The sequence below is a fragment of the Kitasatospora sp. NPDC048545 genome, assembly GCF_040651155.1.
Taxonomy (GTDB): domain Bacteria; phylum Actinomycetota; class Actinomycetes; order Streptomycetales; family Streptomycetaceae; genus Kitasatospora.
This window is the reverse complement of record NZ_JBEZIQ010000002.1, coordinates 281,410-307,157: the sequence shown is the minus strand read 5'-3', so window position 1 is coordinate 307,157 and position 25,748 is coordinate 281,410. Positions and strand designations below refer to the sequence as shown.

Annotated in this window: 22 protein-coding genes; 11 read left to right on the top strand and 11 right to left on the bottom strand. The window is 73.9% G+C overall.

All coding sequences use genetic code 11. From position 1 onward, the window contains the following. Positions 1-76: 76 nt before the first annotated feature. From AB0D10_RS03420 to AB0D10_RS03390, 7 genes are all read right to left on the bottom strand, one after another. Complete coding sequence (locus tag AB0D10_RS03420) at positions 77-1,300, bottom strand: MFS transporter (RefSeq protein WP_360250441.1); 1,224 nt, start codon at positions 1,298-1,300, stop codon at positions 77-79. After that, positions 1,297-3,138, bottom strand: a complete 1,842-nt coding sequence (locus AB0D10_RS03415) for an IucA/IucC family protein (protein ID WP_360250683.1) — start codon at positions 3,136-3,138, stop codon at positions 1,297-1,299. The genes AB0D10_RS03420 and AB0D10_RS03415 overlap by 4 nt, the downstream gene beginning before the upstream one ends. 98 nt (positions 3,139-3,236) lie before the next feature. Next, positions 3,237-4,463 carry an ATP-grasp domain-containing protein gene (locus AB0D10_RS03410; protein ID WP_360250438.1) on the bottom strand — a complete coding sequence of 409 codons (1,227 nt, stop codon included), beginning with the start codon at positions 4,461-4,463 and terminating at the stop codon, positions 3,237-3,239. A 168-nt stretch (positions 4,464-4,631) separates the two neighbouring features. Further along, entirely contained in the window at positions 4,632-5,627 is a 996-nt protein-coding gene (locus tag AB0D10_RS03405) for an iron-siderophore ABC transporter substrate-binding protein (RefSeq protein WP_360250435.1), read from the bottom strand. 45 nt (positions 5,628-5,672) lie between these two features. Then, the gene (locus AB0D10_RS03400) at positions 5,673-6,653 is read right to left on the bottom strand and encodes an ABC transporter ATP-binding protein (RefSeq protein ID WP_360250432.1); all 981 of its coding nucleotides are present in this window, start codon (positions 6,651-6,653) and stop codon (positions 5,673-5,675) included. Continuing rightward, positions 6,653-7,621 carry an iron ABC transporter permease gene (locus tag AB0D10_RS03395; RefSeq protein WP_360250680.1) on the bottom strand — a complete coding sequence of 323 codons (969 nt, stop codon included), beginning with the start codon at positions 7,619-7,621 and terminating at the stop codon, positions 6,653-6,655. The genes AB0D10_RS03400 and AB0D10_RS03395 overlap by 1 nt, the downstream gene beginning before the upstream one ends. Positions 7,622-7,683: 62 nt before the next feature. Further along, the gene (locus tag AB0D10_RS03390; protein ID WP_360250677.1) at positions 7,684-8,712 is read right to left on the bottom strand and encodes an iron ABC transporter permease; all 1,029 of its coding nucleotides are present in this window, start codon (positions 8,710-8,712) and stop codon (positions 7,684-7,686) included. A gap of 302 nt (positions 8,713-9,014) precedes the next feature. Between AB0D10_RS03390 and AB0D10_RS03385 the strand changes: the two genes are divergently transcribed. Beyond that, a complete protein-coding gene (locus tag AB0D10_RS03385; protein ID WP_360250429.1) occupies positions 9,015-9,839 on the top strand; it encodes a (2Fe-2S)-binding protein in 825 nt (274 codons plus the stop codon). Between the two features lie 122 nt (positions 9,840-9,961). Beyond that, on the top strand, positions 9,962-10,363 hold the full coding sequence (locus tag AB0D10_RS03380; protein ID WP_360250426.1) for a VOC family protein: 402 nt from the start codon (positions 9,962-9,964) through the stop codon (positions 10,361-10,363). A gap of 50 nt (positions 10,364-10,413) precedes the next feature. On the opposite strand, the gene AB0D10_RS03375 is transcribed toward AB0D10_RS03380, so the two are convergent. Next, complete coding sequence (locus AB0D10_RS03375; RefSeq protein WP_360250424.1) at positions 10,414-10,836, bottom strand: DUF6191 domain-containing protein; 423 nt, start codon at positions 10,834-10,836, stop codon at positions 10,414-10,416. A 108-nt stretch (positions 10,837-10,944) separates the two neighbouring features. Here AB0D10_RS03375 and AB0D10_RS03370 point away from each other — a divergent pair, with 108 nt between their 5' ends. From AB0D10_RS03370 to AB0D10_RS03355, 4 genes are all read left to right on the top strand, one after another. Continuing rightward, positions 10,945-11,703, top strand: a complete 759-nt coding sequence (locus AB0D10_RS03370; RefSeq protein ID WP_360250421.1) for a dienelactone hydrolase family protein — start codon at positions 10,945-10,947, stop codon at positions 11,701-11,703. A 264-nt stretch (positions 11,704-11,967) separates the two neighbouring features. Then, positions 11,968-12,897, top strand: coding sequence for an alpha/beta hydrolase (locus AB0D10_RS03365; protein ID WP_360250418.1), 930 nt, complete (start codon positions 11,968-11,970; stop codon positions 12,895-12,897). Positions 12,898-13,020: 123 nt separating this feature from the next. Then, on the top strand, positions 13,021-15,189 hold the full coding sequence (locus tag AB0D10_RS03360; protein ID WP_360250415.1) for a serine/threonine-protein kinase: 2,169 nt from the start codon (positions 13,021-13,023) through the stop codon (positions 15,187-15,189). A gap of 567 nt (positions 15,190-15,756) precedes the next feature. Continuing rightward, positions 15,757-17,394, top strand: a complete 1,638-nt coding sequence (locus tag AB0D10_RS03355; protein WP_360250412.1) for a M4 family metallopeptidase — start codon at positions 15,757-15,759, stop codon at positions 17,392-17,394. A gap of 171 nt (positions 17,395-17,565) precedes the next feature. On the opposite strand, the gene AB0D10_RS03350 is transcribed toward AB0D10_RS03355, so the two are convergent. Continuing rightward, a complete protein-coding gene (locus AB0D10_RS03350) occupies positions 17,566-18,024 on the bottom strand; it encodes a helix-turn-helix domain-containing protein (protein WP_360250409.1) in 459 nt (152 codons plus the stop codon). A 114-nt stretch (positions 18,025-18,138) separates the two neighbouring features. On the opposite strand from AB0D10_RS03350, the gene AB0D10_RS03345 reads away from it, so the two are divergent. After that, positions 18,139-18,840, top strand: coding sequence for an NAD(P)-binding domain-containing protein (locus AB0D10_RS03345; protein ID WP_360250406.1), 702 nt, complete (start codon positions 18,139-18,141; stop codon positions 18,838-18,840). A 120-nt stretch (positions 18,841-18,960) separates the two neighbouring features. Next, entirely contained in the window at positions 18,961-19,959 is a 999-nt protein-coding gene (locus tag AB0D10_RS03340) for a CPBP family intramembrane glutamic endopeptidase (protein ID WP_360250403.1), read from the top strand. A gap of 94 nt (positions 19,960-20,053) precedes the next feature. Here the strand turns inward: AB0D10_RS03340 and AB0D10_RS03335 are convergent, their stop codons facing one another. Both AB0D10_RS03335 and AB0D10_RS03330 read right to left on the bottom strand, forming a co-directional pair. Continuing rightward, complete coding sequence (locus AB0D10_RS03335; RefSeq protein ID WP_360250400.1) at positions 20,054-21,031, bottom strand: iron-siderophore ABC transporter substrate-binding protein; 978 nt, start codon at positions 21,029-21,031, stop codon at positions 20,054-20,056. Positions 21,032-21,173: 142 nt separating this feature from the next. Next, entirely contained in the window at positions 21,174-21,962 is a 789-nt protein-coding gene (locus AB0D10_RS03330; RefSeq protein WP_360250397.1) for a MerR family transcriptional regulator, read from the bottom strand. 185 nt (positions 21,963-22,147) lie between these two features. Between AB0D10_RS03330 and AB0D10_RS03325 the strand changes: the two genes are divergently transcribed. The 3 genes from AB0D10_RS03325 to AB0D10_RS03315 are packed head-to-tail and all read left to right on the top strand — an operon-like array spanning position 22,148 to position 25,700. Next, positions 22,148-23,809: an NAD(P)/FAD-dependent oxidoreductase gene (locus tag AB0D10_RS03325; protein WP_360250394.1), complete on the top strand. Its 1,662-nt coding sequence runs from the start codon at positions 22,148-22,150 to the stop codon at positions 23,807-23,809. 50 nt (positions 23,810-23,859) lie between these two features. After that, positions 23,860-24,786: an alpha/beta hydrolase gene (locus tag AB0D10_RS03320; RefSeq protein ID WP_360250391.1), complete on the top strand. Its 927-nt coding sequence runs from the start codon at positions 23,860-23,862 to the stop codon at positions 24,784-24,786. Continuing rightward, positions 24,783-25,700 carry an SDR family oxidoreductase gene (locus AB0D10_RS03315; protein ID WP_360250388.1) on the top strand — a complete coding sequence of 306 codons (918 nt, stop codon included), beginning with the start codon at positions 24,783-24,785 and terminating at the stop codon, positions 25,698-25,700. The genes AB0D10_RS03320 and AB0D10_RS03315 overlap by 4 nt, the downstream gene beginning before the upstream one ends. The last annotated feature ends 48 nt before the right edge of the window (positions 25,701-25,748 follow it).

Genomic DNA, 25,748 nt, shown 5'->3' with positions numbered 1-25,748 from the left:
GTCATCTGCCGGTCGGCCGTCGTCTCGGTGGACATCTGCCGGTCGGTCATCGGCTCGGTGGTCATCGGTTCGGCGGTCATCGGCGACTCCAGCGCTGGCGCAGGGACGGGAGGGTGAGTGCGGTGGCCGCGACGGCGGCCAGCAGGGCGGCGGCGGTTCCGGCCACCACGGGGGCGGCGGCACCGAACCGCCCGTTGGCCAGCGCGGCGACGGCGCCGGCGGCGACGGCGCCACCCTTGGAGACGAGTTCGAGGGTGCCGAACATCCGGCCGGGCGGGCGGCCCTTGGCGGCGCCGGCGGCGAGCACGGCGAGGCAGACGAGGCCCAGCGTGAGTCCGGCCCCGAGTAGCAGGCGGACGGCGACGAACACGGGCAGCGAGTACGCGACGGCGTGTCCGGCCAGGCCGAGCGCCACGAGGCCGAAGCCGAGCGCGATGCCGGTGTGCGGGCGGGAGTCGAACACCCGGTGGGTGCGGGCGGCGAACACCAGGTAGCACAGGTGGGGCAGGGCGAAGAGCACGCCGGTGGTGGTGCCGTCCACGCCGGGCAGGCGCTGTTCGGCGAGCGCGATGAGGTACGGGAAGGAGATGACCGTCGCGAAGACGAAGGCGAACTCGAGGACGTAGAGCGTCAGGAGCGGCGCCGTGGCGGACTTCACGGGTGCCCGGTCGGCGGTGGCCGTCGGGGCCTCCGGGCATTCCGGTTCGGGAAGCAGTGAGAGGAACACCGCTGCGGTGAGCGGGAGTACGGCCATCACCAGGTACTGGCGGTGCGGGTCGATCCACGGCGAGAGCGCCCCGACCAGGATCGGCGCGGCCACCAGGGCCGCCCGCGCGCTGCCCTGCATCAGGGTGAGCGCACGGGAGAGCCGGGACCCGTCGAGCGCGGCGGCCAGGTAGCCGTTGGTGGCGGCGAAGGTGCCGCCGAGGAAGCCCTGGAGGACCAGGGCAAGGGTGAACGCGGGCAGGCTGTCGGCCGCGCCGGCCAGCAGGAAGGAGACGGTGAGCCCGAGTTGGGCGCGCAGCAGCAGCCGCTTGCGGCCGAAGCGGTCGGCCAGCCGGCCCCACAGCGGTGCGCCGAGCCCGCTGAACACCGTCGGCACGATGTACAGCACGCCCGCCCAGCGGGCCTGCGGGTCGCCGAGCGAGGGCAGGATCGCGGTCAGGTACGGCGGCAGGCCGAGCGCGGCGAAGGAGGCGACGAAGTAGCAGGCCGCGACGGCGTGCACCTGGCGCCGGTCGAGCCCGCCGGAGTGTGCGGCGGAGGGAGGCGACTGCTGCGGCAGTGTCTCCACGGTCATCGGACGGCCCCGTCGGTGCCCGCGGCGTGGCGCGCGGTCTCGCGCGCGGAGTCCGGAACGTGCTCCTGTACGGGCTCGTGTGCGGAGTCCCGTGCGGGCTCGCGCGCGGAGTCGCGCAGGTAGTTGGGGCCGCTGGTGTAGTGCTTGTTGATGTCGGCGGCGCCCGAGCGCTGCTTGCTGAGCAGCGTCCCGGCGGTGACCATGGCCTTGACGGGCAGGCGTTCGGCGTCCAGCAGGGCCGCCCGCAGCGGCGCGCCCACCGGCCCGAGCCGATCCACGGCCTCCGCCGTGCGCTTGCGCAACAGGGTGAGGGTGTCGATGAGTTCGGCCCGGCCGTGGTCGGCGAGGCCGAAGGCGAGCGAGCCGGTGCACAGGTGCCCGGTGATGGTGGCGAAGAGGTCGGTGAGCGCGCGGTCGTCCCCGCCGAAGATCCGCGCGTCGTCGAACTCGTCGACGGCGGGTGCCAGTTCACCGAGGGCGGCGGTCATCCGCGCGGTGTGCACGCGCGGGCCGTCGTCGTCCTTGTAGAGCAGCCGCAGGCCGTCCCGGTCGAGCACCAGTGAGGTGTTCTGCTGGTGCGACTCCAGGGCGATGCCGTAGCCGAACAGCGTGGTCTGCCAGTCCAGCAGCAGTTCGAGCAGGGCGTCGTAGCAGGCCAGGACGTCGCCGCCGTGGTGGCGGTCGGCAAGGTGGTCGAGGACCAGGCGGCCGTCGGGCGCGGGGGCCAGCAGGGCCGCCAGCGGCACGGTCGCCGCCTGCTCCAGCCCGGCCGGGTAGCGGCGCAGCAGGACGGCCAGCAGCTCGTGTCCGGCGTGTGCCCAGGTCTGCTCGTCGGCGTGCAGGATCCGGTCGGCGAACCGCGGTTCGCGCTCCAGCACGGCCTCGATCAGCCGCTGGCCGGCCGCGCCGTCGAGTAGCGTGCCGGGCTTGATGGTGCGGCGGTTGAGGCGGCCCAGGGTGGCGGTGGCGAGCGGGAGTTTGAGGTGGCAGGCGGGGTCGTCGGCGACGGCGACGGTGCGCATGGACAGGGTCGGGACGACGGTCAGGTACGGCCGGTCGGCGAGCACCGCGCGGCCGGCCAGGCCGGTGGCGGCCAGCGCCTCGTCCAGCGGCGCTCCGACGGTGAGCGGGTGGACCGGCAGGGTGGCCCAGCCGTCTCCCGGGCAGCGGTCGCCGAGGCCGAGCCAGGCCGGGGTGGGCCACCAGCTCGGCAGCGGACGCTCGCCGTGGACGGTCAGCGCGCCGACCGGCACGGCCAGCCAGCGCAGTTCGAAGGCCGGGTGGAACTCGGGTGCGTAGGCGCGCAGTTCGGTCTCGGTGAGGCCGGAGCGGCCGCGCGCGGTCGGGTAGACCGGGTGGTCGAGGTAGGCGGCCAGGGTGTCGTGGCCGAGCGCGGCGCCGGGGCCGGTCCAGTCGGCCGGGTCGACACCGTACAGGTCGGTCAGCCGGTCGTGCACCTCGGCGCGGTTCCGCTCGTGCAGTTCCATGGTGGCGAGGGTCTGCCGGCACTCCTCGGCGAAGGCGGTCCAGCCGGGCCGGTCCTCGGCCTCGGCCAGTGCGGAGAGGGCCGTCACGACGGTGTCCGGGCCGGTGAGGCGGCGCCCGTCGAGTTCCAGGAGCGGCAGCCGGGCGGCGTACTCGCACTGGAAGCCCTCCGGGGCCACCGGCAGGGCGAGGCGGGCCTCGGGGACGGTCAGCCAGGGGCCGTCCGGGCGGTCCTCCACGGCGCCGCGGGTGCGCAGGCCGAGGACGTCCTCGCGCAGCAGGGTGGAGAGCACCCGGAGGGTGAGCTGCTCGGCGGCGGACGCGGGGCCGGCAGACGCGGGGCCGGCAGACATGAGGCCGGCGGCCGAGGAACCGGCGGACGAAGGGACAGCGGCCGGAGGGGTGGCGGTGGCGGGGTGGTCCCGGGTGGCTGCGGGACGGTCTCCGGTGGTCACGGGGTGATCTCCCAGCGGTTGGCCGCGAGGAAGCGGGCGACGGCGGCGTCCACCGCGCCCTGGTCGGTGCCGACGGCCCAGATGACGCCCAGGTAGTCCCGGTTGGTGCGGTAGTGCTCGTGGCGTTCGCCGAGCGGGCGCAGTGGGCGGTAGGCGAGCCGGACGCCGTCGCGCTCCTCGTCGTACGGGCCCGGGGCGGTGGTGAGGACGCCGGCGCGGTCGGCGCAGATCAACTCGTTGCGGGCCCGGCGCGGGGTGGCGGCGCACCGCTCGGACAGGTCGCCGGGCAGGACGCGGCCCAGGTGGACCCCGAGGACGAGCTCGAACAGGGGGATGTCGAGGATCTCGGCGAGCATCAGGTCGCACTGGTCGCCGATCGCCCGGTAGTTGACCTCGATGATCCGGGCGCGGCCGTCCGGCTGGAGCACGAACTCCGTGTGGCAGACGCCGAAACCGACGCCGAGCGCGTCGAGTTGGGCGAGTACCTGGTCGACCACCGATTGCGGGTGCGCCGGGACGAAGGTGAGCAGTTCCTCGATGAAGTCCGGCGGCGGGGAGAGCCGGGTGCGGAAGCCGCCGAGGACGTGCCGACGGTGGCCGTCGCCGAGGGTCTCCAGCGTGTACAGCTGCCCGTCCAGGAACTCCTCGACCACCAGGGTGGCGCCGGCCCTGCGGTGCTGGATCTCCTTGCAGCGCTGGGCGAGTTCGGCGGCGTCGGAGACCAGGGTGACGTCCTCGCTGGCCACCCCCTCGCGCGGCTTGACCACGCAGGGGAACGGCGGGTCCAGCTCGGCCGGGTCCTGCCCGGGGGCGAGTTCGGCGGACCAGACGGTGTCCCGGCCGGCCAGTTCGAGGTGGCGGCGCAGCTCGCCCTTGTCCTTGGCGCGCAGCGCGGCCTTCCAGTCCTTGGCGGGGAGGCCGAAGTACTCGGCGGCCAGGGCGGTCTGGATCTGCAGGTGATCGCTGTTGCTGAACACCGCGTCCGGCGCGTGCTCCGGGGAGGCCAGGGCGCGGCGGGAGACCAGGCTGAGGACGGCGCGGAAGTCGCGCACGTCGCACTCCAGGACCTCGGGTGCGGCGAAGGGGAGCTCGGCGTAGGCCTGCCGGTGGGGTTCGGCACAGTCGGTGAGAACGGTGACGTCGAGCCCGAGCCGCGCGGCGGCGGGCAGGAATCCGTCGGTCACCGAGTCGGTGGGGTTCAGGGCGAGCAGGTAGAGCCGCATGGAGGGAGTCCTCGGGGAGATGGCGGAGGAGGGCGGGGGAACGGATGACAGATGACAGAGGTTGAAATCTGTCATCTGTCATCTGTCATCTGTCATCTGTCATCTGTCAGCGGTCGGTTGTCGGCCGCCGGCTGCCGCTGTCATCCGGTGACCGGTTTCGCGGGGCGACTACTTGGGCGCGTCCACGCCTGCGGCCTTGGCGATGTCGACGAGCATCGCGTCGGCGGCCTGGACGCCGATGCCGGACATCCAGGTCTCGTCCGGGACGTTGAACACCTTGTTGTTCTTCACGGCGTTCAGGCCCTGCCAGACCGGGGTCTGCTGGACCTCGCTCTCCTTGGTCTTGGTCGGGTCGTCGGCCGTGGTGACGAACACCAGGTCGGCGTCGGCCTGGTTGATCTGCTCGGCGCTGACCTCCAGGATGTTCTGGTCCACGTCCTGCGGGGCCGGGCGGGTCAGGCCGACGTCCTTGAGTACGACGCCGCTGTAGGAGGACTTGGCGTACAGACGGGTCGGGCCGGCCACGAAGCGGACCACCGACGCGGTCGGCATGGTGCCGTTGAACTTGGTCTTGATCTCCTCGCCGAGCTTCTTCGCCCGCGCCTCGTAGTCGGCGAGCGCCTTCTTCGCCTCGTCCTCCTTGCCGAGGGCCTGGGCGTAGAGCGCCAGGTTGTCCTTCCACGGGAAGCCGGTGGTCTCGGCCAGGACGGTCGGCGCGATCGCGTTCAGCTGGGAGTACACCTTGGCGTGCCGGACCTTGGAGGAGAGGATCAGGTCGGGCTTGAGGGAGGCGATCAGCTCCAGGTTCGGCTCGTTCATCGGGCCGACGTCCTTGGTGTCCTTGATCTTGTCCTTGAGGTAGTTCGGGAACCCGCCCTCGGTCTTCATGTGCGGGGACACCGCGCCGACCGGCGTGATGCCGAGCAGCGTGACGTCGTCCAGCTCACCGCTGTCGAGGACGACGACGCGCTTCGGCCGGCTCTTGAGTTCGGCCGTGCCCGCGGCGTGCTTGACGCTGCGCGGGAATCCGGCGGCGGCTCCGGCCGGGGCGGAGGACGCGGAGTCGCCGCCCGACTTGGCACCGTCCCCGCTGCTGCCGCAGGCGGCGAGCAGGGTGGTCGAGAGGGCGACGGCGAGGACGGCGACGGGGAGTCGGCGGTTCATCGGGGTTCCTTGGATCGGGTCGAACGGGGGGACGGGGGAGGGGGGTCAGCCGGCGGTGGCCGCCGGGGACGTGGCGGAAGCAGTGGAGGTCGTGGAGGTGGCGGAGGCGGATCCGGAGCCCCGCACCCGCTCCCGCGCCCGGGGCACGACCAGCGGCGTGCCGGTCTCCGGGTCGGGCACGACCCGGCAGGGCACCTGGAAGACGGCCTCGACCAACTCGGCCGTCAGCACCTGGGCGGGCGGACCGGCGGCCGCGAGCCGGCCGTCCTTGAGCACCACCAGGTGGTCGGCGTACCGGGCGGCCTGCCCGAGGTCGTGCAGCACCATGACGACGGTGCGCCCGGCCTCGGCGTGCAGGTCGGCGACCAGGTCGAGCACGTCGAGCTGGTGGCGCAGGTCCAGGAAGGTGGTCGGCTCGTCGAGCAGCAGCAGGTCGGTCTCCTGGGCGAGCGCGAGCGCGATCCAGACCCGCTGGCGCTGCCCGCCGGAGAGCCGGTCGACCTGCCGGTCGCGCAGTTCGGCGGTGCCGGTGCGCTCCAGTGCCTCCTCGACCGCGGCCTGGTCGGCCTTGGACCACGGGCTGAGCATCCGCTGGTGCGGATACCGCCCGAGCCGTACCAGCGCCTCGACGGTGACGGCCTCCGGCGTGACCGGTTGCTGCGGCAGCAGGCCCATCCGCTTGGCGAGCGCCCGGGCGGGCATCCGGTGGATGTCGGCGCCGTCCAGGGTGACGGTCCCGGCGGCCGGGTCGAGCAGCCGGACGAGACCGCGCAGCAGCGTCGACTTGCCGCAGGCGTTCGGTCCGACGATCGCGGTGACGGCGTCGCCGGGCAGTTCGAGGTCGAGTCCCTCGACGATGGTCCGGTCGCCGTAGCGCAGGCCGAGGCCCCGGGTGGCGAGCCGGTTGGCCGCCGCGGTCGGAGCCGCCGGGATCGGGCCTTCCGCGGGGTCCGCGGAGGGGGTCGTGGTGGGAGCCCCGGTGGAGGCCCCGGTGGAGGCCTCGGCGGCGGTCTTGGCGGACGTCATCAGCTGCTCCTCTGGGGAAGCCGGCCCTGGCGGATCATCAGCACCAGGAGCCAGGGCGCGCCGAGGGTGGCGGTGACGGCACCGACCGGCAGACCGTGGACGGGGATCACGTGGAGCACCAGGAGGTCGGCGGAGAGCAGCAGCACGGCGCCGGTGAGCGCGGTGAGACCGAGGGTGCCGAGGGTGGGCGGCCCGGCGAGCAGCCGGACCAGGTGCGGGACGGCGAGTGCGACGAAGGCGACCGGCCCGGTGAGGGCGGCGGCCAGCGAGGCGAGGGTGATGGTGAGCAGCAGCAGCCAGAGCCGGTCGCGGGCCGGGTCGAGGCCGAGGCCGCCGGCCGAGTCGTCGCCGAGGTCGAGCACGGCGACCCGGCGCCGGCAGAGCAGGACGCCGACGGCGGTGACCGCGATGGCGGTGCCGCCGATCCACACCTCGGTCCAGTTGCGGCCGTAGAGCGAGCCGGTGGTCCACTGCAGCGCGGAGGAGGCCAGCTCGGCCGGGAACCGTACGATCATCAGGTTCACGGCGGCGGCCAGGCCCTGCTGCACCGCCAGGCCGACCAGCACCAGCCGGGTGACGGCCATCCTGGAGCGCCAGGCGAAGCCGCCGAGCAGCAGCGCCGCGAGCAGCCCGCCGCCGACCGCGGCCAGCGGGATCAGCTGCTGGGAGGCGCCGGTGGCGAGCATCAGCACCGCGCCGAAGGAGGCGCCGCCGGTGATGCCGATGGTGTCGGGGGCGGCCAGCGGGTTGCGGAACAGCCGCTGCAGCATCGAGCCGGCCAGCGCCAGTCCGGCGCCCGCGATGAGCGCGGAGACGACGCGGGGCGCGCGGAACTGCTGCACCACCAGGACGTTGCCGGGCTCGCCCTGTCCGAAGAGCGCACGCAGCGCGTCCCAGACGGGGATGCCGACCTGTCCGGTGCCGAGCGCGATCCCGGTGAGCAGCACCAGCAGCGCGGCGGCGACCAGCGACCAGAGGGCGGTACGGGCGCGACGGCGGGCGACGGCCCGGGCGGGGAGGACGAGCGCGGTCACCGGGCCACCTTCCGGGCCAGCACCGCGAGCAGCGGCGCGCCGAGGAAGGCGGTCACGATGCCGACCTCGATCTCGGAGGGGCGGACCACCAGCCGGCCGAGCACGTCGGCGGTGAGCAGCAGTACCGGACCGGCGATCAGGCAGCCGGGCAGCAGCCGGCGGTGGTCGTTGCCGAGCAGCGGGCGGATCAGGTGCGGGGCGGCCAGTCCGATGAACGCCACCGGTCCGGCGACGGCCACCGCACTGCCCGCGAGCAGTACCACGGCGAGCCCGCCGGCCGCCCGGATCCGGGCCACCGGTACGCCCAGCGACTGCGCGGTCTCGTCGCCGAGGGCCAGCGCGTTGAGCGCGGGCGCGATGGCCAGGGCTCCGACCAGGCCGATCGCGAGGAAGGGCAGGACGGGGGTGAGGGTGTCCAGGTGGCGCCCGGCGATCGAGCCGGCCAGCCAGAACCGGGCCTCGTCCAGCGTGCGGTGACTGGCCAGCATCAGCGCCGACGTCCAGGAGGTGAGCACCACGGTGAGCACGGTGCCGCCGAGCGCGAGCCGGACCGGGTCCAGGTCCCCGCCGCGGCGGGACATCGCGTACGCGGCGACGGCGGCGACGGCCGCTCCGGCGAAGGCGAACCAGACGTATTGGACCGGGCGGGCGAGGCCCAGCGTGTAGATCGCGGCGACCACGGCGAGGCTCGCGCCCGCGTTGATGCCGAGGGTGACCGGGGAGGCCAGCGGGTTGCGGGTGACCCCCTGGGCGACCGCCCCGGCGACGCCGAGCGCGGCCCCGACGGCCAGTCCGATGAGCGTGCGCGGTACCCGAAGGCCCGTCACCACGTCGGCGTCACCGCCGTGGGCGGTGCCGGTGAGGGCGTCGACGACGGTGGCGAGCGGGATGGATCGGGAGCCCAGCGCGAGGCTCAGGGCCGCGCACAGCACGAGCGCGCACAGGCCGGCGGCCAGCAACAGGGGCTGCCGGACCGTCGAGGCGCGGGGCGCGGGGGCCGTGGGGGCCGGCGGGTCGGTTCTCAACACGAGGCAACATCTTAGGTTAGGTTTACCTAAGTTCGTCAAGGTTGGGCGATTCGGCCGGTTGACCCCCGGTTGGTCCGATGTGTCGATCGCCGCGTCGACCGGCGGCGTCGCGCCAGGTCGTGCCGTGTCGTGCCGTGTCGTGTCGTGCCGTGTCGAGTCGGGTCGTGTCGAGTCGGGTCGTGCGTGGTCATGTGTCGCCGTACGTCGTGCCGAGTCGCGCGTGGTCGCCGGGCGACATGAGGCATTGTAAGGTGAGCCTCACCTTAATCGATCATACGGAATCGATCTCGGGAGTGTCGATGGTTCCCGGAACACCCCTGCCCGCCGCGCCCCGCGGCGCCCTCCCGGTGACGGCGTCCTCCGGGCTCGTCGGCGACTACCGGCGGCTGCTCGAACTGTGCCCGGTGCTGGAACTGCGTGTACTCGGCGCCACGGAGCCCGACCCCCGAGCCGCCGACGGCTGGTACTCCGGCGCCCGACTCGCCACCGACGAAGCGGCGCTGGCCGCGGTCCTGGCCGGCGAGGAGGCCCGCATCGCCGCCGAGCACGGCCGCGCCCCACGTCCGCACGTCACCGCCTCCCGGCTGCTGCACCACTACGTCTGGTCGGCCTGCCTGATCGTCGCCGGCCCCTGGCACCTCGCCCGGCGGGTCCCCGTCGTCGCCCCCGCGGACCTCTGGTTGCACGCCCCCACCGGCGCCCTCGCGCTGCGCCCGCGCGGCCATGTCAGCCTCCCCGGCGACGACGAACTCCGCGCCGAGCTGCGGGCCGCCGTGGTCGCGCACGTCGGACCGGTGCTCGCCGCGTTCGCCGGACCCACCCGACGCCACGACCGGGCGCTCTGGGGCATGGTGACGGACGACCTCGCCTCCGCCGTCTGGTACCTCGGCCGGATGCTCGGAGAGGAGGACGCCGCCGTCGCCGCCGCCGACGCCGTCCTGCCCGGCGGCACCCGACCGCTCCCGGGCGCCGCCGACTTCCGCCGCCTGCGCACCCCCGACGGGCGCGCCCACCACACCCGCACCCGGCTCGGCTGCTGCATGTACTACGCGGTCAAGCCCGCGGCCGTCGCCTGCCTGACCTGTCCGCGGACCTCCGACGAGGAGCGGCTGCGGCGGCTCTGACCGCCCGGTCGTCGACGTCGGTGCCGGCCACCGTGACGGATTCGGCGGACTCCTGACGGGTCGTCCACCGCCGCCCGATGTGGCCCGGTTCGTTGTCAGTGGCTTCGGCTATGGTCACCGGCATGATCGATTCCACCATGCGGGTCCGGATCGCCCGTCCCTCGCGCGACCTCGCGGCGGCCGAGCGCTTCTACGTCGGCGGTCTCGGCCTCGACGTGCTGTGGCGCACCACCGAGCGGGTCTCCGGCGAGCACGACCTGCTGATGGTTGGTCCGGCCGGCGGCGCCTGGCACTTCGAGCTCACCCACGACCCGGAGCGGCCGCTGGAGCCGACCCCGACGGTCGACGACCTGTTCGTCGTCTACCTCGGCGCGCCGGTCGACGAGGCCCTGGTCGCCCGGCTGGAGGCGGCCGGCGGCACCCGGGTCAAGGCCCACAACCCGTACTGGGACGAGTTCGGCGTGACGATCGCCGACCCGGACGGCTACCGGCTGGTGCTCTGCGCCCGCAGTTGGGGGGAGTGACCGGCCGGGCTGCTCCCGCTTCAGCTCTTGCCACCCGGCACCGGGCCGCTTCAGCTCTTGCCACCCGGCGCCGGGCTGCTACCGCTCCCGCCGCCCAGGGCAGGGCCGCTACCGCTCCCGCCGCCCAGGGCAGGGCCGCTTGCGCTCCCGTCGGACGGCGCGGGGCCGGGTGTGCGGTCCCCGGAGCGGGGCAGCACCGCCACGCCCCGGTCCAGGTCCACGCCGACGTGCGGCGGCGATCCCGCGTGTGCGTCGTCCCGCAGCGCCAGCTGCTCCTTCTTCTGCTCCACCTGGATCCGCTTGCCCGGGCTGAACAGCGCGTGCAACTCGTCCAGCCCGCCGGCGCCCAGCCCCACCCCGGGCCCGTGCCGCCGTGGACGCGGTGACGCCTCGTCCCGGATCTGCCACGCCGCCAGCACGGCCAGCCCCAGGATCGCCGCCACCGCCGCCACCGCACCCACGATCAGCCCCATGCCCGCTCAACGTGGCACGGGAGCACAGGTGTTCCCGTGCGGAGGGGACGGACCGGGCGGTGAGTCCGCCGGATACGCTGTCACCCGAACGGAAGGAATGCCCTCACCATGACCGTGCGCGGAACCCTCGTGGCCATCCGGACGGCGGACGGAACCGCCGACGCCTACCTCGCCCACCCCGACGACGGCCGGGCCCACCCCGGCGTCATCCTCTACATGGACGCCTTCGGGCTCCGGCCGCACCTCAAGCGCATGGCCGACCGCCTCGCCACGGCCGGGTACACGGTGCTCGTGCCCAACGCCTACTACCGGAACGGCCGTGCGCCGGTCGTCGAATTGCCGGAGTTCATCGACCCGGAGAAGGACGACACGATCTTCGACCGGCTCGTCCCGCTGCTCGCCACCCTCACCCCCGAGGCGACCGAACGCGACGCCGACGCCTACCTGCGCTGGCTCGCCGGGTCCCCGCTGGTCCAGGACGGCCCGGTCGGCCTCACCGGCTACTGCCGCGGCGCCCTCCTCGCCCTGCGCACCGCCGCCAGTCATCCGGACCGGATCGCGCTGGCGGCCGGCTTCCACGGCGGAAACCTCGCCACCGAACGCCCGGACAGCCCGCACCTCGGGGCCGGCCGGATCACCGCGGAGCTGTACTTCGGCCACGCCGACGAGGACGAGTCGATGCCGCCGGAGCAGATCGAGCGGCTCGCCGCGGCCCTCACCGCCGCCGGCGTCCGCCACCGGGCCGAGGTCTACACCGGTGCCCTGCACGGCTACACCCAGGCCGACACCGCCCGCTACGACGCGGCCGCTGACGAGCGGCACTGGGAGGCTCTGCTCGGCCTGCTGAAGCGCGTCCTGCCGGCCTGAGCGGGGCCCGGTGCGGTTCGGTCGCGCTCTCCGGCGCGTCCGGTGGTGTCCGTTCCGGCGGCACGGTCCGCGCCCGATCTGTTGGCTTCCCGTTCATGTGCGGGACGGGCGGAATTCTGGCACTGGAGCGAACAGGCCGACAACGTCGAATGCCTGACGCCGAGTCCGGCCGCGTGACACGGGGCACGGGGGACGAGAGGGCCGGACACCGGCATCGGGGAACGAAGCGGAGCGACGGATCCAGGGGGGCCGTACGTGCACACCATGCAGGACAGACGGGGGACGCGGACCGGGCCGGGCCTGCGCGGCGTCCAGGACGCCATCGCGCAGGCAATCGCCGAATCGACGCCCGGCGGAGTGCGGACGGGCGAACTCGACCGCGACGGGCGGGCGTTGCGCTGGGTGGAGGCCGGACAGGGCGGCGGAGCGCCGGTGGTCCTGATCGCGGGTTGCGGCACGTCGTCGCTCACCTGGGCGCCCGTACTGCCCGAACTCGCCCGGCACGGAAGGGTGGTGGCCTACGACCGGGCCGGGACCGGTGCCAGTGACCCCAACCGTGGTGCGGGCCGGGTCGTGGCCCCGACACTGGACGGCCAACTCGACGACCTCGCCGCCCTGGTGCGGCACCTGGGCGCCGGCCCGGCCGTCCTGGTCGGCCACAGCTGGGGCGGCCAGCTGGCCCAGCTCCTCGCCTGGCAGGCGCCGGAGCTGGTGGCCGGCCTGGTTCTGGTGGACCCTGCGCACGAGGAGTTCCAGCCGTCGACCGTCCGCGTCGCCGAAGGCGCGTTGAACCGGCTGTGGCTGCTCCGCGCGGCGCTGGCCACGCCGACGGCAGGGCCGGCGGATCCGCTCGCCCGGGCCGAGGCGGTCGTGGTCGCGCACCACCACCAGCGGTGGACCGTCCTCGCCGAGAGCCGGCTGACGACCGTCGCCACCCCCGAGCTCAGGCGGCGCCGCTCCGACTCCCGGCTGCCCGAGGTGCCGGTGGCGGTCCTGAGCGCCACCGAGGGGCTGCCCGGGGTGATGCGGTCCCGCTGGACCGCCCTGCAGTCCCGGATCGCGTCCGGAGCCACCCGGGGGACGCACATCCTGGTGCGCGGCGCCGGCCATGGCGTCCACGCGGACCGGCCCAGGGCCGTCATCGCGGCCGTCCTGGAGGTGTCCGATCACGCCCGGTACGCCGGGAAGGTCTGACGGGAATCCGACAGTCGTGGTCAATTGGTGCCCGGATACGGGCTGCTGAGGACACGACACGCTCTGGCACACTGTGTGCCGTCGACCTGTCGGGGAGGGTCGCGACACACGGGGGTCAGAGGTATGGGCGGCGCGGGCACCGTGCTCGGCGGACGGTACAGGCTGATCGAGAAGATCGGCGGCGGCGCGATGGGCTCGGTCTGGCGGGCCGAGGACACGGTGCTGGCGCGACAGGTGGCGGTCAAGATCCTGCGCTCGGAACTGTTCGAGGACGGCACCGCCGCCCAGCGCTTCCGCCGGGAGGCCCAGCTGGTCGCCGCGATCGACCACCCCGGCGTCGTGCACGTCCACGACTACGGCGAGGGCGGCGCGGACGGCGACGAGCGCTGCGCCTACATCGTGATGGAGCTGATCGACGGCCGTCCGCTGGACCGGGTGCTGGCCGACACGGGCCCGATGGGCGTCGAGCGCACCCTCGACCTGGTGGCCGGCGCCCTGGACGCGCTGCACGCCGCGCACCGGCGGGACATCGTGCACCGGGACGTCAAGCCGTCCAACCTGATGGTGCGCACCGACGGCCGGGTGACCGTCACCGACTTCGGCATCGCCCGGGCTCTCGCCAGCACCAAGCTCACCGCCCCGTTCGCGATCATCGGCACCGCGCTCTACATGTCGCCGGAGCAGGCCGAGGGAGCCGCCCTCGGGCCGGCCACCGACCTCTACTCGATCGGCGTGGTCTGCTACGAACTGCTGCTCGGCGAACCGCCGTTCACCGGTGACGGCCCGCTGCAGATCGCGCTCAAGCATGTCAACCAGCCGGTGCCGGAGCTCCCGGAGACCTTCCCGGTGGCCGTCCGGGCCCTGGTCGCCCGGGCCCTGGCGAAGAAGCCCGAGGAGCGGTTCGCGGACGCCGCCGCGATGGCGGCGGCGGCCCGGGCGGCGATCAGGCACGCGGGGGGCGTCGGGCGCGCTGGTGGCGTGGGTGGCGTGGCGGGCGGCCCGGGCGGGGGCACGTCCGGGCCTGCCGGCAGCGGGACGATCGCCCTCCGGCCCGGCGCGGTGCCCGTGACCGGAGGGAAGGCCGGGGGAGCGCCCGCGGCGGAAGCCGGGGCGGGTGCGGCCACGCCGGACGCGGCCGCGGGAACGGCAGCTGCGGGAACGCCGGCCAAGGGACCCGCGGTCAAGGGGCCCGCCGTCAAGGGAGCCACCGCCAAGGGGGCCGGCGCCGAGGGCGGACAGGCCGGGGCCGGGGCCGTTCCTGGCGCAGGCGCAGGCGCAGGCGACGAGGATCCGCCGACGGGCGCCGCCGCGCGGGACGAGGTCGCGAAGCTGCTGCCGCAGGCGCCGACCGAGGCCGGTCGGCGCCGGCCCCGGCGCACCCTGCTGGTGCCGGTGATCATCCCCGTGATCATCTCGGCGGGTACCGCCACCGCCCTGCTGATCGACCGCAGCCCCGGTGGCTCGGACGCGGCAGCGCCACCGGCCGCCCAGCCGACCGTCGTGGTGACCGTCCCCGCGAACCCCGCAAGTGGTTCCCCGGCGGCCGCTGCCACCACCGCGCCCGTCACCCCGCCGCCGACCGACACCCCGGCGGCCACCCCGACCCCCGACCAGTCGGCCCCTGGCACCCAGAACCAGCAGCCGCCGCCCGTCGCGGTCCCGGCCCAGGGCGGTGCCGGTGGCACCTCGGGCGGCGCCAGGGCCGGTGGCACGGGTGCGACCTCCGGCGGTGGTGCGTCCGGCGGAGGCGCCGCAGGCGGCCAGGCGAACCAGTCCGCAGGCGGCGCCGGCGGCAATCCGCCCGCACCGCCCGTCAACCAGAACCCGCAGCCGCCCGCCCAGACCTCGGGCGGCGCCACCACCGCGGCCCCGCAGGGCCCGAGCCGGCCGTCGTCCTGCGGCGGCACCAGCTGGAGCACCGTCGTCAGCGTGAAGGAGGACCGCCCGATCGGGATGCGCAACGACAGCCTGACCGGCGGCAATCCGATCGTGCTCGGCGGCGCCACGCAGTACGGCTGGGTCCGCGCGACCAACCCCGGCGCGTGGATCCTCTTCAACGCGTGCAACAACGGCGGCCCGCAGCTGGTCCAAACCCCGGACGGGAAGGTCGAGTTGAGCAGCGGGTTCAGCTATCTGACCAACTGGACCGTCCGCAACGGCTCCACCGCGGGCTCGTACACGCTGGCCGACTACATGAACTCGGTCTGCATGACCTCCAACGGCCCGGGCAACGCGGTCACCATGGTCGCCTGCACCCCCGGCAACACGGCCCAGGAGTGGCGCTTCCAGTGACGGCGGCGCGGCAGTCGCTCCGCTCCCTGAAGCGATGGCCGCGGCGGCCCCTGAAGCGACGGCCGCGGCGGTCCGCGGGAGGCGGATAGCACAGGAGCAGTGGCCGGGGCAAGGGCCCGGGGTGGCGGAACCCCGCCACCCCGGTGTCAAGGGACCGTGTGGAAACTTCTACACAGATGTAAAAGTCGAGCGCCGGTCGGTCGGCGGCGCCCGCCGAACCCCCGTTCGACGGGCGGGCGGCCGTCGGCGCAGGCGGCCGGATGTGGTTCGTGGCAGGACCGTTCGCGGAATGCGATGAATTGCCCCGGTTCTCCGGTCGCTTGACGACTCTTTACCCGGTGGCGGGACCTGGCCAACTCCTGAAGTAGACCTGTCATTTCATCTGTTGGATTGTCATGCTTCTGTTCATCCCCAGCGGCAGCCCCCACCCCCACCCCTCGGTGGCGAGCCGCATGACTGCACGGGATTCCAGCACGTCAGCGCCCGTCCCGCCCCACAGGTGCCGACCCGGCCCCCCGGGACGAGGTGCGACCGCGCCCCTGCGCGGTTTCCCGGAAGGACTCGTACGTGAAGCGAAAGCTCGCGGCCGTCGCCGTACTCTCGGCCACCGCCCTGCTGACCGGTGTGATCCAGGTGAGCACCGCCGCCCAGGCCGCCCCCACCCCCTCGCTGCAGGCCCAGGCCGCCCAGCAGCACGCGACCGCGCTCGCCGTGGCGAGCGGCCAGGCCGGTCCGCTCGCCAAGGCGCTCGGCCTCGGCGACAAGGAGCAACTGGTCGCCAAGGACGCCGTCGTGGACAAGGACGGCACCCGCCACCTGCGCTTCGAGCGCACCTACGCCGGCCTGCCCGTGATCGGCGGCGACCTGGTCGTCCACCAGAAGGCCGACGGCGCCGTGAAGTCGGTCTCCAAGGCGGTCGCCGCACGGATCGACCTGCCGAGCGTGACCCCGAAGCTCCCGGCCGACCAGGCCGCCGCGCAGGCCACCGGCGCGGTCAAGGCCACCGTCGGGGTGACCCTCGACGCCGACCAGTCGCCGCTGTCCGACGTCCACCAGACCGGCAAGGCCCAGCTGGTGGTCTGGGCCACCGACGGCGAGCCCCGACTCGCCTACCGCACCACCGTCGAGGGCGTGCGCGCCGACGGCACCCCGAGCAGCCAGGTCCTGGTGACCGACGCGGCGAGCGGCCAGGTGCTCTCCACCCACGAGAAGGTGCAGACCGCCGCCGGCACCGGCAACGGCGTCTTCGTCGGCCAGGTGCCGCTGACCACCGCGCAGAGCGGTGGGCAGTACTCGCTCAAGGACGACACCCGCGGTGGCCAGTCCACCACCGACATGAGCAACAGCACCTCGGGCAGCGGCTCGCTGTTCGCCAACACCACGAACACCTTCGGTGACGGCACCGCCGCCAACCGCGAATCCGCCGCCGTGGACGCCCAGTTCGGCGCCTCCACCACCTGGGACTTCTACAAGAACGCCTTCGGCCGCAACGGCATCCGCAACGACGGCGTCGGTGCCCTCAGCCGGGTGCACTACGGCTCCAACTACGTCAACGCGTTCTGGAGCGACGACTGCTTCTGTATGTCGTACGGCGACGGCAGCGGCGACGCGGCCCCGCTCACCGAGATCGACGTGGCCGGTCACGAGATGACCCACGGCGTGACCGCCGCGACCGCCAACCTCAACTACGCGGGCGAGTCCGGCGGCCTCAACGAGGCCACCTCGGACATCATGGGCACGATGGTCGAGTGGTACGCCAAGCTGCCCTCCAACCCGCCGAACTACTGGATCGGCGAGCTGATCAACCTCAACGGCGACGGCAAGCCGCTGCGTTACATGGACCAGCCGAGCAAGGACGGCCAGTCCGCCGACTACTGGGACGCCAACGTCGGCAACCTGGACGTCCACTTCTCCTCCGGCGTGGCGAACCACTTCTTCTACCTGCTGTCCGAGGGCAGCGGCGCGAAGAGCATCAACGGGTTCGACTACAACAGCCCGACGTACGACAACTCGACGCTCGCCGGCATCGGCCGGGACAAGGCCGCGCAGATCTGGTACAAGGCGCTGACCACGTACTTCACCTCCACCACCGACTATGCGGGCGCCCGTGCGGCCACCCTCAGCGCGGCGGCGGACCTGTACGGGTCGGGCGGCACGGAGTACAACGCGGTCGCCGCCACCTGGACGGCGGTCAACGTCAACTGAGTCGGGGCCCTGCCGGACCGTGGGTGCCGGCCGGAAGGGCCGTGAGCGGCGGGAGCGACGGTGCGCGGACCACCGTCGTTCCCGCCGCTCCTCCATGCGCGGCGCACCCCGCGCGACGTGCGGAGCATCCCGGGACGTGTGGAACACCCCCCGCTGTGGCGCGGTGTGCCCTCAGGCCCCTCGTGTCCCGTGCCGCTCCTGGGCGTCGAGGACCGCATCACCGTGCGCGGCGGCCCAGGCGCCGAGCGCGCGGATCGGCCCGAGCAGGGCTGCGCCCGCGCCGGTGAGGGCGTAGTCGACCCGGGGCGGTGCCTCGGCGTACCGGCGGTGCTCCACCAGGCCGTTGTACTCCAGCCGCCGCAAGGCCTCGTTGAGCACCTTCGGGCTGATCCCGCCGATCCGGTCGAGCAGGTCGCGCGGCCGCATCGGGCCCCGCTCGCCGAGGACGTGGACGACCACGCTGTCCCAACGGTTCGCGATCACCTCGAAGGCCAGCCGGGCACGGCAGTCGGCGGCGAAGACGGTGCCGTCCGGATCACCGTCCGGACCCGGCCCCACGGTTGCGCCGGCACCGTCGGCCGCCGGGCCGGAATCCGCTCCACTCCCGCTCTTCCGGTTCAGGGTGTCCATGCGTCCATCCTGCCCGATCCGATGCGCACCGGATGGTGTGCATCGGCCCGCCTAGCGTGCCGGGTGCGGAAGTTCGCACCGACTGAGGTCGGGCATCGACGGCGAGGAGTGGACATGCGGATCGGCATTCTCGGGACCGGCGCCATGGCGGCGGCCCTCGGCGGGGCCTGGGTACGGGCCGGGCACGAGGTCCTGGTGGGCGGGCGCGACCCGGAGGCGGCGAAGCGGCTCGCCGTCGCGATCGGCGCGTCGGGAGGCGATGGACTGGGCGGTGCGGCGAGCTTCGGGGAAGCCGTGCTGGTCGCGGTCCCGGCCGGAGCGGCGGTGCCGGTGGTCGCGCCGCTGGCGGGCGACCTGGCCGGGCGGACCCTCCTCGACTGCACCGTACCGATGGCCCCGGGCGCGGCCGGGCCCGGGCTGACCACGGAGGGCACGGCCGACTCCGTCGCCGCCCGGCTCGCCGTGGCGGCGCCGACGGCCCGGGTGGCCAAGGTGTTCGGGATCTGCCACGAGAGCATCTGGACCCTGCCGCGGCCGGCCTTCGAAGGCGGCGCCCCGCTCGGCGTCCCCTACTGCGTGGACGACCCGGTGGCCGGCGCGCTCGTCGCCGACCTGGTGACTTCCATGGACTGCGTCCCGGTGCACTGCGGCGGCCTCGACCGGGCCGGGCTGCTGGAGGCGACGGCCGTGTTCGCGATCGGCGTCTGGTGGTCCGGCGGCGAGGCGCGGCACGTCTTCCCGTCGCCGGCCCTCGCGCCGGGAGCGATGGACGACCAGGCCGCGACCAGGCCCGGTCCGGCCCCGGACAGGACCTAGCACGCCGGACCGGTCGTCGGATACCCAGAAAACTCGACCATCCGCCGGCAGCCGACAACCCCCCTGACCGGCAGCGCACTTGGTTCCACCGGCATGCTTCGGGTCCGTAGCGTCCTCGGCATGACGTTACTGACGCAATCTCCGCCGGGCACTGTTCGCCGTCGAGGCCTGGTGGTCTACCTGGTCCTCGCGTACGCCGGGATGTGGGCGGCCATGGCGCCGCTGCTGGCCGACGGCTACCGGCGGGCCGACGCCCGGGAGGAGGTCGGCGGGCTGGAGCAACTGTGCATCGGCGCAGCGATGTTCGCGCCCGCGCTGGCCGCGCTCTTCGTGGTCCGCTTCGTCGAGCGCGGTCGCGAGGACGGTCGCGCGGGTGGGCGCGCGGGTGGGCGCGGTGGGGTGCGGGACGCCCTCGCGTTGCACTGGCCCCGCCCCCGGGCCCGCGCGGTCCGGGCCTGCCTGCTGCCGGTCGCGGTGCTCGGCGGGCTGACGGCGGCGGTGCTGGTACTCGGCACGCTGGCGGGCAGCTACCCGTTCGCCGGGTTCGGCGCGTTGCACGCGGGGGCGGTCGGTTCCTGGGCGGTCCAGGGCGTGATCGGGATGGCGGTCTCGCTGCCGCTCTTCTTCGGCGAGGAACTCGGCTGGCAGGGTTTCCTCTTCCCCCGACTGGTCCGACTGGGCGCCGGTACCCAGGGCGGGGCCGCGGCCGGTACCGAGGGCGGGTCCGAGGACGGCACGGGCGCCCTGGTCCGGGCGTACCTGCTCACCGGTACGGCCTTCGCGCTCTGGCACCTGCCGCCGTTGCTGATGGGCGGTCAGTACCCGGGGCGGCCCTGGTACGTGGCGGTGCCCGCCTTCGTGGTGAGCTGCGTGCTCGTCCTGCCGGTCTTCACCTGGCTGCGGCTGCGTTCGGGGTCGGTGGTCCCGGCCGTGCTGGCGCACACCTTCGCGAGCAGCATGAGCGTGTCGATGGTCAAGGAGTTCGCCGACCCGGCGGCCGAGCTGGACCCGCTCACCATGGGGCTCGGCGGCTGGCCCGGCTGGATCGTCCTCGGCGCGTTCGTGGCCTTCCTCGCGTGCACCGGCCGGCTGCGCCCGTCCCGGTACGGCCGGGGGTAGCCTGCCGGGCGGTGGGCGGTTGGCGGTAGCCGCCGGGCGGTGGGTGGCCGGGCGGTGGGCGGTTGGCGGATCGCGGCCGGCCGTCACCCGACCGTCACCCGCCCGTCGGCGCCAGGTCCTTGCGGACCTCGTCCAGCATCAGGCCGGCCCCGGTGTACCCGATGCCGAGCATCCACAGGTTGTCGTCCACCCGGAATACCCGCCCGTGGCGGACGGCGTCCAGGTTCTTCCACAGCGCGCCCTCGGTGACCTTGCCCTGGTCGGACTCGGCCGCGTCCCCGTACGCCGAGTAGAAGATGACGTCGGCCGCCGCCTGGTCGACCTGCTCCGGGCTGATCTCCATCGAGAAGCCGGGCTTGTCCTGGTTGGCGGGACGGCCGAGTCCGAGGTCCTTGAAGACCGAGCCGACGAAGGTGTCGTTGAGGTACAGCCTGGTCGGCGCGCCCGCCAGGAAGCGGGCCATCGCGACCCGGGTGGCCGCGGCCCTGGCCGGCCCGCCGAGCGCGGTGACCAGGTCGCGCAGCTTCGTCCGGTACGCCGCGTCCGCCGCCGCGGCCTCGGTCTGACGGCCCAGGGCCTCGGCGTGCAGCCGGACGTTCTCCTTCCAGGTCGGCCCGGTGGTCTTGGAGAGCACGGTCGGCGCGATCCTGGACAGCTCGTCGTACCGCTTGTCGTCGCGGACCTGGTTGCTGAGGATGAGGTCCGGCCGCAGTGCCGCGATCGACTCCAGGCTGGGCTGGCCGATCGTGCCGACGGTCTTCGTCCCGGCGAGCCGATCGGCGGGGAGGTAGGCGGGGAAGGGCGCGCCCGCGCTGACGGTGGTGGCGCCGACCGGGGCGAGACCGAGGGTGAGCACCGAGTCCAGCGCGTCCGTGTCCAGCACCACGACCCGTTCGGCCCGCGCCGGTACGGTGCTCTCGCCGCGCGCGTGCCGGACCGTCCGGGTGCTGCCGCTGCCGGACGAACCGGCCTTCGGGGCGGGGGAGTCGGGCCCGCAGGCGGCGAGCGCCAGTCCGGGAGCGAGCCCGGCGGCGAGGCCGAGCGCGGCGCGGCGGCTGAGGGTTCTGGACATCGACGGCACCTCCAACGTGTGTGCGGGGCGCGGGAATTCCTGCCCGTGCGGCCACTGGGTCACGCCTGGAGCCACAGGGATCGGTCGCACCCTCCGGAGGCGCAGGATCACCGCTGAGCGCCCGGAGCCCGCCGCGGCCCCGTCAGGTCCTGTCCTGGGCCTCGGTTCCGTTCTCCCGCCGCTGGCGCAGCAGTTCGTCGTACTCGGCGTGCACCCGGCGGTCCATCGCCAGGGTGAACTGGGCGTCGGCGACGGTGCGGGCCAGTGGCCGTACCCGCAGGATGCGTTCGGTGAGCCGGGCCGCTTCGCCGGGCGGCAGCGGGGTGTCGGTGGCCAGTGCGCTGAGCAGGTGCTCTGTGACCACCTCGATGAAGATCTCGGCGATGGCGTCCACGTGTTCCCTGGTGCGCCGGCTGGCGTCCAGCACCGCCGAGAGCGGCACACCCTCCGCCACCAGTTCCGTGGTGGCGTCCATGAGCCGGCGGCTCACGTGGGTGATCCCGTCCTCCTCGATGCTGATGTAGCCCTGTTCGATCGATTCGGCGGTGTTCTCCTCGGTGAGCTGGTCCCCGAACGCGGTCTTCAGTTCCTCCCAGTCCAGGCGTACCGGGGTCTCGTCCGACCAGGGGGCGACGATCGCGGCCTCCAGCCCGATCAGGTCGGCGACGTCCCGCCCGCTCTCGCCGGCGCCGATCAGCTCGGCGATGCCGCCCAGGGTGTGGCCGCGTTCCAGCAGCTCGCCGATCATGCGCAGCCGGGAGAGGTGTTCCTCGCCGTACCAGGCGATCCGGCCCGCCTTGCGGGGTGGCTGGAGCAGTTTGCGCTCGCGGTAGAAACGCAGGGTGCGGGTGGTGATTCCGGCCGCTTCGGCCAGTTCCTCCACCCGGTACTCGCGTTTTCTGTCGCCGGCAGCAGCTCTGACCTTGTCCACGGCGATCAGCATAGGTCCGTCGGCGGGAACGTTCCCGGGGTCGGGTCCGTCGCGCTTCTTCCCTCCGGTGTCAGCAAGGGCTACCCTGCCAACCATGCCAGTGATTACTGGCGCGATTGGCAGGGTCCGGGGGCGGGGTCCCCGGAGAGCGCGACGACCACCGCCCACCCTCAGGAGGAGGCCGCATGGCATCCAGCAGCAAGCGCCCCCGCTCCGGCACGGCCGGCGGGCCCGACACGCCCGGCGCAGCCGACGGCTCCGGCACCTCCGGCACCCCCGGTGCCCCCGACGCCGGCGGCACGCCCGAAGCGGCGGCCGCGACCGGCGCCCGCGTGGCGGCGGAGACCGTGCCGCACGTCCGGGTGGCGGTGATCGGCTCCGGCTTCGGCGGGCTCGGTGCGGCGGTCCGGCTGCGGCGCGCCGGGATCACCGACTTCGTGGTCCTGGAACGCGCGGACTCCGTCGGCGGCACCTGGCGCGACAACAGCTACCCCGGCTGCGCCTGCGACGTACCCTCGCATCTCTACTCCTTCTCCTTCGCCCCCAACCCCGACTGGCCGCGCAGCTTCTCGGGCCAGCCGGACATCCGCGCCTACCTGGAGAAGGTCGCGACGGTCTTCGGCCTCCGCCCCCACCTGCGCTTCAACGCGGAGGTGCTGGAGGCGCGGTGGGAGAGCGAGGAGACCCGCTGGCGGATCACCACCTCGGCCGGTCAGTGGACCGCCGACGCCGTCGTCTCCGCCGCCGGGCCGCTCGCCGACCCGCAGGTCCCCGACCTGCCCGGGCTGAGCGGCTTCCCCGGCAAGGTCTTCCACTCCTCCCGCTGGGACCACGACTTCGACCTGACCGGCAAGCGCGTCGCCATGGTGGGCACCGGCGCCTCCGCCGCCCAGATCATCCCGTCGATCCAGCCCGAGGTCGGCAAGCTGACCGTCTTCCAGCGCACCCCGGCGTGGGTCCTGCCGCGCCGCGACCGCGAGATCACCCAGCTGGAGAAGTGGCTGCACGGCCGCCTGCCGGTCACGGCGAAGGTCCGCCGTGGCACCCTGTTCGCCCTCCGCGAGCTCCAGGTCGACGCCTTCGTCCGCCGCCCCGGGATGCTGCGCCTGGTCCAGCAGCTCGCCGAACGCCACATCGCGCAGGGAGTCGCCGACCCGGCGCTGCGCGCCAGGCTGACCCCGGACTACCGGATCGGCTGCAAGCGCATCTTGCTCAGCAACACCTACTACCCGGCGCTCTCCGCTGCCAACACCGAGGTCGTCGCCTCCGGCCTGCGCGAACTGCGCGGCTCCACCCTGGTCGCGGCCGACGGCAGCGAGCACGAGGTGGACGCCATCGTCTTCGGCACCGGCTTCCACGTCACCGACATGCCCATCGGTGACCGAGTGTTCGGCGTCAACGGCACCAGTCTGGCCGAGGAGTGGAAGGGCGGCATGGAGGCGCTGCGCGGTTCGACCGTGCGCGGCTTCCCGAACCTCTTCTTCGTCATCGGGCCCAACACCGGCCTCGGCAACAGCTCGATGATCCTCATGATCGAGTCCCAACTGAACTACATGATCGACGCGTTGACCATGCTCGGCTCGATCGGTGCCGCCGCGATGCAGCCGACCGCGCGCGCCCAACGGCAGTGGAACCTCGAACTGCAGCACCGGATGGACCGCACCGTCTGGACCACCGGTGGCTGCCGCAGCTGGTACCTCGACCCGAGTGGCAGGAACACCGTGCTCTGGCCCGGCTCCACCACCTCGTTCCGCCGCGCGACCCGCAAGGTGGACCTCGGCGAGTACGAGCTGATCATGCGCGCCGCACCGGCCGCCACCCGCACCGTCCAGGAGGTCTCCGCGTGAGCGCCGTCCATCTGCCTGCCGATTACGAACCTCCGGTACCCGCTGAGGAGTTGAGCGTACGGTCGGCGGACGGCATCCGGCTGCACGTCGAGGTGCACGGCCAACCCGGCGCACCCACCGTGGTGCTGGCGCACGGCTGGACCTGTTCCACCACGTTCTGGGCCCCGGTGATCCGCGAACTCTCCGACCGCTACCGGGTGGTGGCCTACGACCAGCGCGGCCACGGTCACAGCGAGATCCCGCCGAGCCGGGCCCGCTACTCGACCAGGGCGCTCGCCGAGGACCTGTCCGCGGTACTCGCCCGGACCGTTCCGGCGGGGGAGCGGGCCGTGCTGGCCGGACACAGCATGGGCGGGATGACCATCATGGCCGCCGGCGGCCGCCCCGAGGTCGCCGACCGCACCGCAGCCGCGATCCTGATCTCCACCGGTCCGGCCGACCTGGTGGCCGAACTCACCGTGTTGCCCCCGGGCGTCCGCTCCCCGGGTCTGCGCCGCTTCCTGCACCGGCAGCTGCTCCGCTCCCGGCTGCCGCTCGGACCGGTCTCGCCGGTCAGCCGGGTCGCGCTCAAGTACGCCACCATGGGGCCGGGTTCGCCCGCCGGGCAGGTGGAGGCCACGGCCCGGATCGTGCACGCCTGCCCGACCGTCGTACGCGCCAACTGGGCCGCGGTGCTCGACCGGCTGGACGTTCGCGCCGGACTGGCCCGGCTTGCCGCGCCCACCGCGGTCGTGGTCGGCACCGCCGACCGGCTGACCCCGCCGGTGCACGCGCACCGGATGGTCGCCGAACTGGCTGACCCGCAGGGGCTGTTGCTGCTGCCCGGGGTCGGCCACATGTCGCCGCTGGAGCGCCCGGCGGAGGTCGCCGCCGAGATCCACCGGATGGCCGCCGCGCACCTGGTCGGCGGCGCCGGCTCCGCTGATCGCCCCGAGTCCGCCGATGAACCCGCCGATGAGAGGACCGCCGTCGCATGACCGCCATCCCGTCACTGTCCGCGCAGGTCGTCGTCGTCACCGGGGCCGCCCGCGGGGTCGGCGCGTCGCTCGCCCGCAAGCTCGCCCGGCGCGGGGCCAAGGTCGCCCTGCTGGGGCTGGAGCCGGAGGAGCTGAAGGCCGTCGCCGCCCAGTGCGGCCCGGACGCGACCAGTTGGGAGGTGGACGTCACCGACCTCGACGCGCTGGAGGACACCGCCCGACGGGTCAAGGAGCACTACGGGCGGATCGACACCGTCGTCGCCAACGCCGGGATCGCGCTCGGCGGGCCGCTGACGGACAGCGACCACCGGGCGTTCAGCCGGGTCATCGAGGTGAACCTGCTCGGCAGCGTCGCCACCGCGCGGGCCTTCCTGCCGGCCCTCACCGAGAGCCGTGGGTACCTGCTGCAGATCGCCTCGCTCGCGGCGCTGACACCGGCACCGCTGATGAGCGCGTACTGCGCCAGCAAGTCCGGGGTGGAGGCCTTCGCCCACTCGATCCGCGCCGAGGTCGCCTACCGGGGTGTGAAGGTCGGCGTCGGATACCTGAGTTGGACCGACACCGACATGGTGCGCGGGGCCGACGAGGACGCCGTGCTGAAGCAGATGCGGTCGCGGCTGCCGTGGCCGGCGAACAAGACGTACCCGCTGGAGCCCGCAGTGGACCGGATCGTGGCGGGCATCGCCCGCCGGTCGGCCCACGTCTACGCCCAGGCCTGGCTTCGGGGCATGCAGCCGGTCCGCTGGCTGCTGCCGAGCCTGATCGCGGTGGTCGGCTCCCGGGACGTGGCCCGGCTCGCCCCGCAGCTCGCCGCCACCGCCGCCGACCGCCTGCGCGCCGTCGGCGCCGGGGGTGCGGCGGACACCGAGGCTCGGGGGAGCCGACGTGGGTCGGACAGCCGAGGCGACGGCTGACGCGGACGGCTGACTGCGGCCAACCAGCCGCTGACAACTGACAGGCGG

Bases quoted from the DNA above. Each gene is read 5' to 3' on its own strand.
- AB0D10_RS03420 (WP_360250441.1), bottom strand. From the start codon at position 1,300: ATGACCGTGGAGACACTGCCGCAGCAGTCGCCTCCCTCCGCCGCACAC.
- AB0D10_RS03415 (WP_360250683.1), bottom strand. From the start codon at position 3,138: ATGTCTGCCGGCCCCGCGTCTGCCGGCCCCGCGTCCGCCGCCGAGCAG.
- AB0D10_RS03410 (WP_360250438.1), bottom strand. From the start codon at position 4,463: ATGCGGCTCTACCTGCTCGCCCTGAACCCCACCGACTCGGTGACCGAC.
- AB0D10_RS03405 (WP_360250435.1), bottom strand. From the start codon at position 5,627: ATGAACCGCCGACTCCCCGTCGCCGTCCTCGCCGTCGCCCTCTCGACC.
- AB0D10_RS03400 (WP_360250432.1), bottom strand. From the start codon at position 6,653: ATGACGTCCGCCAAGACCGCCGCCGAGGCCTCCACCGGGGCCTCCACC.
- AB0D10_RS03385 (WP_360250429.1), top strand. From the start codon at position 9,015: ATGGTTCCCGGAACACCCCTGCCCGCCGCGCCCCGCGGCGCCCTCCCG.
- AB0D10_RS03380 (WP_360250426.1), top strand. From the start codon at position 9,962: ATGATCGATTCCACCATGCGGGTCCGGATCGCCCGTCCCTCGCGCGAC.
- AB0D10_RS03375 (WP_360250424.1), bottom strand. From the start codon at position 10,836: ATGGGGCTGATCGTGGGTGCGGTGGCGGCGGTGGCGGCGATCCTGGGG.
- AB0D10_RS03370 (WP_360250421.1), top strand. From the start codon at position 10,945: ATGACCGTGCGCGGAACCCTCGTGGCCATCCGGACGGCGGACGGAACC.
- AB0D10_RS03365 (WP_360250418.1), top strand. From the start codon at position 11,968: ATGCAGGACAGACGGGGGACGCGGACCGGGCCGGGCCTGCGCGGCGTC.
- AB0D10_RS03360 (WP_360250415.1), top strand. From the start codon at position 13,021: ATGGGCGGCGCGGGCACCGTGCTCGGCGGACGGTACAGGCTGATCGAG.
- AB0D10_RS03350 (WP_360250409.1), bottom strand. From the start codon at position 18,024: ATGGACACCCTGAACCGGAAGAGCGGGAGTGGAGCGGATTCCGGCCCG.
- AB0D10_RS03345 (WP_360250406.1), top strand. From the start codon at position 18,139: ATGCGGATCGGCATTCTCGGGACCGGCGCCATGGCGGCGGCCCTCGGC.
- AB0D10_RS03340 (WP_360250403.1), top strand. From the start codon at position 18,961: ATGACGTTACTGACGCAATCTCCGCCGGGCACTGTTCGCCGTCGAGGC.
- AB0D10_RS03335 (WP_360250400.1), bottom strand. From the start codon at position 21,031: ATGTCCAGAACCCTCAGCCGCCGCGCCGCGCTCGGCCTCGCCGCCGGG.
- AB0D10_RS03325 (WP_360250394.1), top strand. From the start codon at position 22,148: ATGGCATCCAGCAGCAAGCGCCCCCGCTCCGGCACGGCCGGCGGGCCC.
- AB0D10_RS03315 (WP_360250388.1), top strand. From the start codon at position 24,783: ATGACCGCCATCCCGTCACTGTCCGCGCAGGTCGTCGTCGTCACCGGG.